The sequence below is a fragment of the Undibacterium sp. GW821-FHT11B02 genome (assembly GCF_058808955.1).
Genome location: NZ_JBXASD010000005.1, coordinates 166,557 through 179,604 on the forward strand (window position 1 = coordinate 166,557; position 13,048 = coordinate 179,604).

The window sequence follows — 13,048 nt, forward strand, 5'->3', positions numbered from 1 at the left end:
GCCGGTCAAGGCGGCTTTTTGATCCGTCTTATGACAAATACCTGCTTACCTGGCGTGGCCATGAAAAATTAAATATTGCGCCGCGTGGATCATTGCTGGTCAGGTGAACACTTCCGCCCAGTGACTCTATGGTTTTCTTGATGATAGCCAGGCCCATGCCACTGCCTTCTACTTCATCACGTGGGCGCAGGGTCTGGAACATAGTGAAGACGCGGTCGCGGTGTTCTTCTGCTATGCCTGGGCCATCATCTGCCACATCGAATTCAAAAAAATGTTCATTCTGCCGAACGCTGACGACGATTTTTCCTGCCCCTTTGTCGTGATGCTTGATTACATTGCTGATCAAATTGCGAAATACCAGTTCCAGCGGTACTTTATGTGTTGGGCAAACAGGAAAATCACCTTCAAGCTGCAGACTGAATTGCCGCTCTGCGCAGCATAGCTCAAATACATCGCGTACCAGTGCTGCGATATCAATATGTTCTATGGAACCACCCAGTTGTCCGGCACGAAAATACAGAAGCAAATCGTCCAGCAGCCTTTCCATACGTTTGATGCGAACCCGCATCAGGCGCAGGTGTTCATCCGTATCGGCATCCATTTTTCCGACCAGATCTTCACTAAGCCAGGTGGCCAATTGATCGACACCACGCAAAGGCGATTTCAGGTCATGCGAGGCGACGTAAGCAAAATTATTCAATTCCTGGTTGCGTCTGGACAGTTCATCAGTAAAACGTTTTCTCTCGGAAATATCGACAATGGCGGATAATACTTTGATGCCATCTGCAGTCTGTATGGGATTGAGGCCGATTTCGACTTGAAATTCACTGCCGTCTTTGCGCAGGCCATAGAGATCACGACCACTGCCCATGGCGCGTGTACTGGGCGCAGCAAAATAACCGCTACGCAAACCCGGATGTTGTGAGCGAAAACGTTCCGGCAGCAATACTTCCATAGGGCGACCCAGCAGTTCTTCCCTGGCATACCCAAACAATTGCTCGGTTTGTGCATTTACCATTTCTATATAACCGCGACTATCTATCATTACCATGGCATTTGGGGCTGCTTCTACTACCAGGCGGAAACGTTCTTCCTGACGTTTTCGCTCAGAAATATCCACAATGGCGGACAGTACCTTGACGCCTTCCGCAGTTTCTATCGGGTTCAGACCAATTTCAACCGGGAATTCGGTCCCATCTTTTCGCAGACCGTACAAATCACGACCGCTGCCCATGGCACGTGTGGTGGGTACGGCAAAATAATCCATACGTAAGCCGGGATGTTGTTTGCGAAAGCGCTCCGGTATCAGTATTTCTATGCGCTTGCCCAGCAACTCTGTCCGGTTGTAACCAAAAATGATTTCTGTCTGTGCATTCACCATTTCTATGAAGCCACGGCCATCTATCATGACCATGGCGTTTGGCGCAGCGTCAACTACCTGGCGAAAATGTCTTTCGCTCTGCGTCAGCCGGGTTGCGATGCGAAAGCCTTCGCTAAAATCACGTACGATCATCGACAAGCCTCTGAGTATGCCTTGCTGATCGCAGAGAGGGGAAATGGTCAGCAGTGTAGGGAGTTCCGCCCCACCTTTGCAGCGGCGCATGGTTTCAAATTGACCTATCGGCGCGCCTTGCTGTAAAAGTTTGATCAGCGTCGCTTGATCGGGTAACTGTCCTTCAGGGAAAAGTAGCGCGAATGGTCGATCCAGCACTTCTGCAAGGGTATGTCCAAATATCCGGCTGGCTGCCTTGTTCCAACTAATGATTTTGCCTTCCAAATTGCTGGCGAGAATAGCGTCGTCGGAGCTGCTGACGATGGCCGCTTGTAAGCGACTCACATCGGTTAAGTCACTGGATGTACCTGTGATGCTATCGTCATTGCTGTCTGTTGGCATCATTGCGATATTTCCCGGTTAAAAAACTGGCTTCAAATTGCTCTGGTGATATCGGACGTGAATAATAATAACCTTGCAAAAGTTCACAGCCGCGATCGGTGCAAAACTTGACTTGCTCAGCGGTTTCTATGCCCTCTGCCACCAAGGTCAGACCCAGGGTTTTGGCGAAGGCAATCATGGCTGCGAGCAAACGTTCATGAGACGCTCCACGCCCTATACCCGCTACGAAGCTTTGGTCTATTTTCAGTATATGGATAGGAAAATTTCTAAGATGACCAAAGGATGAATAACCTGTACCAAAATCATCCAGTGACAATTTCAGTTTTCTAGCAGCCAATTTCAACAAGATACTGGCAACGTGCTCCGGGTCGCGTATCAATGCGTTTTCAGTAATTTCCAGTTCCAGGCAAAACGGGTCCAGGCCGCTGTTGGCCAGCGCACTATCTACGGTTGACAGTAGATTGTCTCCTTGCAGCTGTATGGCAGAGACGTTGACAGCGACTGAAAGGTTTTTTGCATCCAGATGCGGCATATCACGCCAGCGCTGTAACTGCATACATGCAGTTTGCATCACCCACTGGTCAATTTCAAACATCAATCCCAGTTCTTCTGCCATGGGTAGGAAAGTACCCGGAGCCAATACGCCTTCCAGTGGATGGTGCCAGCGCAGCAGGGCTTCCATGCCACCCAGGCTACCGTCCAGAGCATTGATTTTTGCCTGGTAATAGACTTGCAACTGATTATTTTTTAATGCATGCCGCAGATCGCGCTCCAGATGCATGCGGTGGCGCACGGCCTGATGTAACTGGTCTGAGTAAAAATGGCTCTGGTTGCGTCCTTCCTGCTTGGCGCGATACATGGCGATATCTGCACATTTCATCAGTTCGGTGGCATCATTGGCGCAAGAACCAAATACGGCGATGCCTATGCTCATCGTCACGTCCCATTCCAGGCCGTCCAGCAATATCGGTTTTTTGAAAGCGTCAACAATGCGGGTCGCCAATAAAATGGCTTGATCCACTCTTTCCATATCCTGGACCAGCACGACGAATTCGTCGCCGCCCAGTCTTGCCAGCAGATCACTGCCACGGGTTGTGGTCCCCAGCCTGCGTGCCACCTTGACCAGCAACTGATCCCCAATGGCATGGCCGTAAGTATCATTGACATTTTTGAAGCGATCCAGATCGAGCAGCAGCACGGCCAGTTTGCCATGCAGGTTTTCCCGCTTTGCCCGGCTGACAGCAAATTCCAGTGCACGTTCAAAATCATAGCGGTTTGCCAGACCGGTCAGGGCGTCGTGTTCTGCCAGTTCGCGTAGCTGGTCGTAACTGCGGTTGAGCTCGGTTTCCAGCTTGTGGCGATGGCGTGCCTGATGCACAGCACGCAACAGGCGGCGTGCATTGACTTCCTCTTTCAGCAAAAAATCCTGGGCACCGGCTTCTATTGCCTGTTCTGCCAGCGTGACATCCTCCTGATGGGTCAGCATGATAATCGCCGTGTGATGTACCTTGTCCAGACGCAGGCTTTTAAGTACTTCTATACCATCCCGGTCAGGTAAGTGATAATCGAGCAAGATGACGTCAAATGGCGTGGCCTTGGCTTTCAACAAGCCATCCAGTGCGTTGCTGGCTTCTACAATAGTTACGCTGACCGGTACTTGTTTCATCGCCCGTATGACAGAACGACGATCCAGTTCATCATCATCAATGATCAGAATTTGCAAGGTTGACGTTTGTAAAGGTGCATTCAACATAACTGAGCCCACTGGTAAGTAAATGTGAAATGCGCTGGCAAGCACGCATATTTACGTAGTGTTAATTCTTTTGTTTTTCTGGTCAGCATGTGCACTCCCCTTCAGGCAATGGGTAGTTCGACCAGACGCCAGTAACGATCCAGCATCTCAATCACATGCATGAATCCATCGCCTACATGTTGCTTGACAATGTAACCGGCAACATTTTTGGAGTACGCCAGAACCTTATCCTGATCATCTTGTGAAGTGGTCAGCACAAATACAACGGCAGATGACAATATTTTGTCGCGTCTTAATTCCGCCAACATTTCCTGACCATTCATGCGCGGCATATTGATGTCGAGCAAAATCAGGTAGGGGCGGGCTATGCCATTCGGCTCACGCAAGATTTGCAATGCTTCAATCCCATCGTGGGCGCGTACGACGGGATTAAGTATTTTTAATTTCTTCAGGGCGCGTTCTATGCCCAGAACGTCGACGTCGTCATCATCAACGATGAGTATCGTGACCGGTTTGGTTTGCGGCATGCTGTCTGTCATTGGACGCCTTTCACCGACATGTGCTGTTAAATGGTACTTTACGGAAACATTATTGCAATGTAATTTCTATAACACGACATAAAAACAGCCAGCTTCAAGAACTTGAAATGAGCAAATTAACATTCATATTATGCAAATATTAAGAATAGTGCAATCTTGCTATTGTACTTTTGTGTTTTTGGCGTCATCCGGCAATGCTTGTCTGTCACAAGTCAACGCGAAATGATGAGGGAAGTGACGTAGAAAGAGGCTTAATCAGGGAAGATCAAGGATGTCAGCAACAGCTGCTTGCAGTTGAGTAACCAACACCGGATCCATATATTTATATTCGTCCGGAATATCCAGCACGTGAATGGGGGTGCCGTTCAGCACCTGTCGATGTTCGGCGAGCAAACGTGACTTGTGTTTTTCTTCCATGACAAAAATGGCATCGGCCCACTGAATGTCATGCATGGAAACCTTGTGTCTGGCATTTGGGCTGGTACCGCCCGAGCGCGCCTCTACCATGGGATGACGGCGCCAGACTTGCTCTGCCGTAGGGCTGCGCCACTGATTGCGGCTACAAACGAAAAGGATGTGGATGGGTCTATTCATCGGACTTATCAGTAAATATTCTGGATGATCTTCTCTTCGCCAGCCATTCAGTCAGCAGCAAGTTATACAAAGCCGTGTCAGGTATTTTTCCATTGACGAGCCGGTGCTGACGCGCATGTGACCTTCGTTGTTCAATCTCAGCTGTTTCTGTGTCTGTGCACTGACTGAAGTGTGCCATCGGGGCGCAACAGGTGCAAGCCAGGGAGTGCCTGTTGATCAAAAGCAGTCATGCCTGACCCCGCTGACGCTCGCTACAGATCGTCAACAGGTTCTTATCAATTTTCAGGCGGTAATCACCGCCGCTGTCATCGGTGAACACAGGGCCCAGCCCAGCGCAGTGTAGAGCGCAAGCCCATCTTCCGTTGCGACCAGTACGCCTGTATCAACCTGATTGGCAAATGCATGATTGCTTAATATCTGCATCAGCAATCTGCCCAGGCCTTTACGTCTGTGCGAGGGTTCCGTTACGATCTGATCAAAAATCGCGTAGTGTCCAGTCACTGCCATTCTGCCTGTAGCAGCAATTTGACCATCAGGGCCAACGGCCTTGATGTTCACCACCTGTTCTTCACTGCCCAGCTGTATTGTATAGGCGCTGGGTACTTTGACATCAATATGCTCAATAATGGTTTTGCACATCAGATATTCAGCGGGTTTAAGCTTCCAGCGTGGGGGTAGCAAAGCCCCTATTTCATTCACAGGGGCGCAGACCTTGATCCAGGTGTCCGGTGCGCTTAGCTCATGTGCCAACAACTGTATGGCGGACAATGCCTGGCCCTGCAATACATAGCGCTCCAGATGACCAGGCAAGCCGACATGGATTTTATAGCCGTGACCGGCCAGCGCAAATGCAGCCTCTGTACCGCGTGAAACAGTCCAGCCGTGTACCCAGGCACTGAGTATTTCATTCTTTTGCTTTTCGCTGAATTGGTCTGTTGTTGTCATGATGGTTAATGAGTAGGGACTATTTGCAATAACTTCCAAATGACAAAAGGCGCATTAAAAAATAGGTAATTTTTTCAATGTGGCCCGCTCAACTGCACCGTAGCGGTCTTTGTCGCTTTTGTCCTGGAATTTGGTCTCATATTCGAAAACATCATCGTGGAAGGAAAAGTCTTCTCTGATGTCGTAATTGATGTCTGACCATTTGGCTATCCAATAGCCCTTGTTACCCTTGATCTTGATTTCCTTGATCAATGCTTTTTCTTTGACGATTCTGCCGTCCAGCATGTTTGCTTCCATCAGCGCGGTCGAATCGGTGTTGAATGTCACATTAATGCTTTTGACGCCGATGTTCGCCAATGACAGGACATTTCCATTGGCCATGGTCACAACGTATTTTTCATACCGGTATTTACCCGCAATCAGTGCCATATCATTGGCGAAACTGCAGCTTGTCATCACAGAGAAAAATACGGCAATCACATATTTCATGGTCTGGCATCCGTTTGCATGGAAATGATATGGAAAGGGCGCACAAGTCGGTGCCCCTGAATGTTGACATATAGATGATAACACTATTCGTTGTCGTAACAGCAACTAAATGAAGAGTGCCAATATCTGATTGACCCGGCAACTGGGCTGGCATTTCTCTTGCCAACCCCCGTTATGAAAGGAACCTATGGTGGTTCTATCGATGAAATTAGTTTTATTTACCAGCGTCCTGTGCCACTTTGCGCATGGTTTCCAGTGTGGCACCGGGTGTGATCAGGTTGCCGTCGTAGCGTAATTCAACCAGTGCTGGCAAACTGTGCTGGCGACTATGTGCCAGTGCACGTTCCAGCGCTGGTGCAAATTCCGCTGTCGTGTTCACGACTTCTCCGCTGGCACCAAAGGCACGTGCCAATGCTGCAAAATCAGGATTATGTAGCTCGGTGCCGGAAACGCGCGCGGGGAATTCCTTTTCCTGATGCATGCGTATGGTGCCGTACATGCCGTTGTTAAAGACGATGATGATGACACCGGCCTTGTATTGTACGGCGGTGGCCAGTTCCTGACCGTTCATCAGGTATTCGCCATCCCCTGCAAAGGTGACGACAGTACGCTCCGGATCGATGATTTTGGCAGCAACACCTGCCGGCACGCTATATCCCATGGACCCGGAAGTCGGTGCCAACTGGGTACGGAAACCACCGTAACAAAAGTAACGGTGTGCCCAGGTCGCATAGTTGCCGGCACCATTGGTGATGATGGTGTCTGCAGGTGTCTGTTGTTGAAGGTCTTGCACGACTTGCCATAGGTTCAGCGGTGCGTTTTCGTTGGCAAAAATGGCCGGTTCAGTTTGCCATGCCTGCAGGTCGGCCCTGGCTTCACCAACGTTTGCACGCCACTTGCTGGCGGCATCCAGGCTGGCCATTTCTGCCAGGGCTTCAGCAATTTCTTTCATGCCACTGTTAATCATCAGGTCAGCCTGGTAAACGCGACCCAGTTCCAGTGCATCACTATGGATATGAATCAGCTTTTGCTTTGGCGACGGCGCATCCATCAAGGTATAGCCGCTGGTGGTCATCTCACCCAGGCGTGGGCCGATTGCTAGGATCAGGTCGGCTTCCCTGATTCTTTGTGCCAGTTTAGGGTTGATACCTATGCCCACATCGCCGATGTAATTCGGATGGGCGTTGTCCATCAAATCCTGAAAACGGAAGGTGCAGGCTACCGGCAGGTGATTACTGACTGCAAATTCACTGATGTGCTGGCAGGATGCGGCATCCCAGCCGGTACCACCCAGCAGGACTACAGGTCGCTGCGAAACCGTCAGCATATTGCGCAATTGCGCCAATTGCTGCGGCGAGGCTGATGCCTGTATTGGCGTGTAATGACGGGTATCCGCCACCGTGGCAACTTGTGCCAGCATGTCTTCTGGCAGGGCCAGCACTACCGGACCAGGCCGGCCACTGGTGGCCACCTGGAAGGCACGGGCGACATATTCTGGCACGCGGTCAGCACGATCAATTTGTGCCACCCATTTTGCCATTTGCCCAAACATGCGGCGATAATCAATTTCCTGAAAGGCTTCACGCTCAACAAAATCGTTACCGACCTGACCTATGAATAAAATCATCGGTGTCGAGTCCTGGTAGGCGGTATGCAAACCTATCGAGGCATTGGTTGCACCCGGTCCACGTGTGACGAAGCAGATGCCTGGCCTGCCTGTCATTTTTCCGTAGGCATCGGCCATGAAAGCCGCGCCGCCTTCTTGCCGGTTGATGATGAAACGTATCTGGCTGTCATGCAGTGCATCCAGCACCGGGAGGTAGCTTTCGCCAGGTACACCGAATATGGTATCGACACCGTGGATTTGCAGTGCATCCACAATCAATTGACCGCCCGAACGAGATTTCAGCATGATAGAAAATGGTAAAAGAAAAAACACTACGCTACCAGAAAGCCTGCTTAATTTGCATTGTAATTCTGGGTTTCGGACTGAATTATCAGCTAGTAAGGTAAAATAGAGTGTGAAGCAGGCCAGACAATCGCTGGTTGCCATGATTCATCATGGCGACGGGAGGAAGGTCCGGACTCCATAGAGCAGGGTGACGGCTAACGGCCGTACGTTGAAAACCAGGGTGCAAGCCAGGGTATAAGACGAGGAATAGGGCCACAGAGACGAGCGTATTTAGTTACGGTGAAACGCGGTAACCTCCACCCGGAGCAATTTCAAATAGGCACGCGTTGATGTGGCTCGCGGAGCGTGCGGGTAGAAAGCTTGAGCGGCGGAGTAATCCGTCGCCTAGAGGAATGATTGTCATAGCAGACGGCAGCAATGCCTTATGCCGTAACAGAATCCGGCCTACCGGCCTGCTTTATTTTTTCTTTGCTGCGGTGCAGCGGTTTTTTTATATAGCCGCTGAATCCTTAATTTCCCCCTCTATCTCTAACCATCTGTGCTGGTTCGCACAGATGGCGGCGCTTGATACCCTGTCCGATCGGTATTTCGCCGCAGATTGTCTCCATCAGACATCATTTCTTGCAAGCAAGGCATTGTTCTTAAAATGCCGGTGGTACACTGGATGCAAATAACAAATTGACGTTTTTAAATCAATATATTGCATAAGCATGGAGACTGGTGGCTTTCGAAAAGAGCGTAATGCGCCCATATTGGCCCTTGCGTTATGCATTTGCCTGATCGCTGCGGCGATCATCGGGCAGAGTTGGTGGTCAATGGCTCAAGATAAGTCGCTGACGATCAATGCTGCCCAAGAGAATAATTTTCTTGCTGTCCGCATTCTTGAAGAGCATGTCAGTGAAGTCTTGGGCGACGCTCGTCAGACTCTCAACGTAGTCAGTGATGAGGTGATGAACGGGTCCAGGCCGCTCGCAGATGATGAAGCCCGGATACACCAGATATTAACCAGGCAGCGCCGGGAATCTAAATTTATCAATGCTATTTCCCTGCGCAATCTGAACGGCAAAGACTGGGTGTCCAGTGATAAGGCAGAAATGCCACCGGAAACGCAGCACGATCTTAGTCATCTCAAATATCTCCTCGATAATCCCACTGTGAGCAAAGCCGTTCTTGGCAAGCCCTTTCGGCTGGCCAAAACCGGGCACTGGGTCCTGCCTGTCGCAAAAAACCTGTTGGACTTGACGCATCAACGGATTGGCCTGATACAGATAGATGTCGATCTGACTTATTTCCAGGATTTTTACGAACGTATCGCGCAGGCCGGTAGAGCGACGATAGCTTTACTGGATGAGTCCGGCAATATATTGACTGGCACAGTTGAAATCACCAGGTCTGACAATGGAGGCGAGGGTTTTCCGGCATCGGTTATCGGGCAAGTAAGGCAGAGCAAATCTGTTGAAGGCACAATCAAGGACGATAGTGTTGATGGAAGCAACTTGCTGATCAGCTATCGCAAGATCAGCGAGTTTCCACTAACCTTACTGTATTCAAGGGAAATGAAAACTGTCCTGGCGGACTGGAATACCAGAGTGATGCAAAAAATCGTTGTGACTCTGGTGACGGCGGGTTTCATTTTCTTTTTGGCATTGCTGCTGCTGTGGCAGATCCGGCATCTGCGCGATTCCAAAAGTCGCCTGCTGGCTAGCGAAAGCCGCTACCGCCACCTGTTTCAAAGTGCGCAAGATGCCATTTTATTGATAGGGCGTGATTACACTTATGTGGACTGCAATCCGGCGGCAATTGCTCTGTTTGGATTGAACAGCATGGCTGACGTGATCGGGCAAAGGGCGGGCAGCTTTTCGCCTGTTATCCAGCAGGTCAGTGGTATCGATAGCCGTGACCGGGATATGCTGGTCACGACCTTGATTGATCGCGCATTCAAGGGCGAGTCGCCACGCTTCGAATGGTCAACCATCCGCAATGAGCAAATACAATACAATGAAATTTCCCTGACCCGGGTTGAGGTCGACGGCGAAGTCCTGGTATTTTGTGTAGTACGAGATACGAATGCACGTAAATATACTGAATTGCTCATGGAAGGGCAAAATCAGTTACTGCAATTGATGAGTGGCGATGAGGATTTATCCTACATCCTGGAAACAATCAGTCAGTTTGTCGAAAAACTTTGCCCGCACTGGCGCTGTGGGATACAACTGCTGTCGGAAGACAGACGCAGTTTTGCCCAGGCAACGGGTAGCCGTTTCCCGGATGTTTTGCTCAAGCAGATACCCGGCATGACCGTTACGCATGGAAGCGGGGTTTGGTCTGAAGTGGTGTTGACTGCAAAACCTGCCTATCTGCCTGATTTCTTGCATGCTCCGGCCATGCAGTTCGTCAATGACGTGGAAACCTTACATGAATTTGGTTCTTGCGCCGCTTCACCAATTTTCGGTAAAAATGGTCAGTTACTTGGCAGTTTTACCCTGTTTTCTTATAGCAGACAGGCCCTGAGCGAAAAAGACCTGGGCCTGATACGTATCACCGTCGATATTGCGGGTATCGCCATCGAAGGCAGGCGTTCAGAAAGAAAAATCCTGCAACTGGCTCATTATGATGAATTGACTGGCCTGCCCAACCGCTTCCTGTACAACCAGCATTTATCCCGTGCGCTGGCGGTTGCCGAACGTAACCGTAGCCAACTGGCCGTGTTATTCCTGGATCTGGACCGTTTTAAAAACATTAATGACACCTTTGGGCATGATGAAGGCGATCATGTGCTACGTATGGTCGCCAGCAGTTTCCGTTTATGCCTGCGTGAATCGGACATCATTGCGAGAATCGGCGGGGATGAGTTTATTCTGCTGATCGACCAGTTCAACGAAGCACGGGATTTGGGGGATGTCGCCGACAAGCTCTTGTTTGAGGCGGCACAACCTTTTGAAATCAATGGACAGGAATGTCAGTTAAGCGCCAGTATCGGTATCGCCACCTTCCCGGCGGATGGCAAGGATGCCCAGACTCTGTTGAAAAATGCTGATATTGCCATGTACCGGGCAAAAAACAAGGGCAAGGATAATTACCAGTTTTATGCATCGGAAATGAATACTCATACCGTGGAAAGACTGGCATTCGAAGCGCGATTACGCAAAGCTTTGGAGCGACGGGAATTTGTCGTCCACTATCAACCCAAGCTGGATGTCATCAGTGGCAGGATAGTTGGTGCGGAAGCGCTGGTACGTTGGAGTCACCCAGAGCGAGGGCTGTTGTCACCGGTAGATTTTATTGCCCTGGCAGAGGAAGCTGGATTGGTGGCCCGTCTCGGCATGTTGGTACTGGACATTGCCTGTCGCGATATACTTAGTTTCAGGGCCGTGGACAAAGATTTTGGACGGGTTGCCGTCAATTTGTCAGGCGCTCAGTTCAATGATGCGCATATGCTTGACGATGTCAAAAGTGTCGTGGATTTTTGGCGCGTACCCTCAAATTCCATCGAGTTTGAAATTACCGAAAGCATGGTCATGCACAATCGTGAGCAGGCGATAGGTTTGATGGATGGTCTCAAGGAAGCGGGCTTCACACTGTCAATTGATGATTTTGGTACAGGATATTCTTCGCTGGCTTACCTCAAACGTTTCCCGGTTGATAGCGTCAAGGTGGACCGTTCCTTCATCAAGGATATCCCGGACGATCCAAATGATACGGCCATCGTCATGGCTATCGTCGCCATGGCCCATACACTGGGTATCAAGGTAATTGCCGAGGGGGTGGATTCGGCCATACAGCTTGCCACTTTGCGAGAATGCAAGTGTGACGAATACCAGGGGTTTTACTTCAGCAAGGCTGTGTCAGACAAGGAATTTCTACAGCTACTGCAGCGCCAGGCCAGACTGGGTATGCCAGGCAGCTAGGTTTACCGCATGCTTGAGCAGCCAGTGATGCTGCGGTACCGTCTCGACGCGTTCATGTCAGGTTGACATGGATTGACAGCAAGTCACCATTTCTGTTTGGTCATTTTCGCAAGATAATAGCTCTTGCTGGCAGTATCTTGCACTTTATATGATAATGCCGGGCGTTTTGGTTTTGGTCTCGTTTTGTTGGTGGAAAGTTTTATTTCAGACAAGCTCCCTTTCTTTGCAGCATTTTTACTTGCCTCACACCGTTTCATTACGGTATCAGCAGGCAAACACATGGTTATATGTGAGATGCTACTTTCACTATACTTCGTAAGTCTCTAATTTATCAGGATAAATTAGAAAGACGCTACCTCAAGTAGTTGCGCTAAGTCATTGACTTCATTAGAGAATTTCCAAATTTACCTCCGAAATGTGCTTGACCACGCTCAAGTCATCCTCTAAAGTGGGCAATAGTGTGAAAAAGTGTAATTTTGTGGAACAAATATCCCGAATTCGCTTACATTCCAGACTTAATTCCAAACTGAGTTTTTAAGATCAATCGGTACGACAGGTTTTCAGGGTAAAGGTAGACAGCGTGTTTCAGGGGGCATCCTCACTCAATCTCGATGCAAAAGGCAGAATGTCCATTCCTGCCCGGCATCGTGACGCGCTCAATGTGCAATGTGAAGGCCGTATCACACTGACTCGCCACCCTGACGGATGTCTGCTGTTGTTCCCGCGCCCTACATGGGAATCCCACCGTGAGCAAATCGCCGCCTGGCCTATTCAGGCGCGTGACTGGAAACGTATTTTTCTTGGTAATGCCTTTGATGTGGAAATGGACAGCGCTGGCCGTATTCTGGTCGCACCTGAATTGCGTAATGCCGTTGGCATGCAGCGTGATGTCATGCTGTTGGGCATGGGCAGCCATTTCGAGATTTGGGACGCCGGCAAGCTGGCAGAAAGCGAAGCGAAGGCCATTGCTGGCGGCGCTCCTGATGTATTAAACAATTTTTCTTTCTGATCGCG

The 13,048-nt window shown here is 49.8% G+C and carries 9 protein-coding genes and 1 other RNA gene; 3 read left to right on the forward strand and 7 right to left on the reverse strand.

The window, feature by feature from the left end:
* Nucleotides 1–28 precede the first annotated feature (28 nt).
* The 7 genes from AC1RVX_RS11945 to AC1RVX_RS11975 form a co-directional block, all read right to left on the reverse strand.
* A complete protein-coding gene (locus tag AC1RVX_RS11945; RefSeq protein ID WP_493216817.1) occupies nucleotides 29–1,897 on the reverse strand; it encodes a PAS domain S-box protein in 1,869 nt (622 codons plus the stop codon).
* The gene (locus AC1RVX_RS11950; RefSeq protein ID WP_493216818.1) at nucleotides 1,875–3,647 is read right to left on the reverse strand and encodes a putative bifunctional diguanylate cyclase/phosphodiesterase; all 1,773 of its coding nucleotides are present in this window, start codon (nucleotides 3,645–3,647) and stop codon (nucleotides 1,875–1,877) included. Before AC1RVX_RS11950 ends, AC1RVX_RS11945 begins: the two co-directional genes overlap by 23 nt.
* Before the next feature lie 101 nt (nucleotides 3,648–3,748).
* The gene (locus tag AC1RVX_RS11955) at nucleotides 3,749–4,174 is read right to left on the reverse strand and encodes a response regulator (RefSeq protein ID WP_493216819.1); all 426 of its coding nucleotides are present in this window, start codon (nucleotides 4,172–4,174) and stop codon (nucleotides 3,749–3,751) included.
* A 267-nt stretch (nucleotides 4,175–4,441) separates the two neighbouring features.
* Entirely contained in the window at nucleotides 4,442–4,780 is a 339-nt protein-coding gene (locus AC1RVX_RS11960) for a low molecular weight protein tyrosine phosphatase family protein (RefSeq protein ID WP_493216820.1), read from the reverse strand.
* A gap of 282 nt (nucleotides 4,781–5,062) precedes the next feature.
* Nucleotides 5,063–5,725, reverse strand: coding sequence for a GNAT family N-acetyltransferase (locus tag AC1RVX_RS11965; RefSeq protein ID WP_493216821.1), 663 nt, complete (start codon nucleotides 5,723–5,725; stop codon nucleotides 5,063–5,065).
* A 54-nt stretch (nucleotides 5,726–5,779) separates the two neighbouring features.
* The gene (locus AC1RVX_RS11970; protein WP_493216822.1) at nucleotides 5,780–6,214 is read right to left on the reverse strand and encodes a hypothetical protein; all 435 of its coding nucleotides are present in this window, start codon (nucleotides 6,212–6,214) and stop codon (nucleotides 5,780–5,782) included.
* 214 nt (nucleotides 6,215–6,428) lie between these two features.
* Entirely contained in the window at nucleotides 6,429–8,126 is a 1,698-nt protein-coding gene (locus tag AC1RVX_RS11975) for a thiamine pyrophosphate-binding protein (RefSeq protein WP_493216823.1), read from the reverse strand.
* A gap of 111 nt (nucleotides 8,127–8,237) precedes the next feature.
* Here AC1RVX_RS11975 and rnpB point away from each other — a divergent pair.
* The 3 genes from rnpB (at nucleotide 8,238) to mraZ (ending at nucleotide 13,043) form a co-directional block, all read left to right on the forward strand.
* Nucleotides 8,238–8,589: RNase P RNA component class A (gene rnpB / locus AC1RVX_RS11980), an RNA gene on the forward strand.
* A gap of 352 nt (nucleotides 8,590–8,941) precedes the next feature.
* Nucleotides 8,942–12,034, forward strand: coding sequence for a bifunctional diguanylate cyclase/phosphodiesterase (locus tag AC1RVX_RS11985; RefSeq protein ID WP_493216824.1), 3,093 nt, complete (start codon nucleotides 8,942–8,944; stop codon nucleotides 12,032–12,034).
* Nucleotides 12,035–12,614: 580 nt separating this feature from the next.
* Nucleotides 12,615–13,043, forward strand: coding sequence for a division/cell wall cluster transcriptional repressor MraZ (gene mraZ / locus AC1RVX_RS11990; protein ID WP_493216825.1), 429 nt, complete (start codon nucleotides 12,615–12,617; stop codon nucleotides 13,041–13,043).
* The last annotated feature ends 5 nt before the right edge of the window (nucleotides 13,044–13,048 follow it).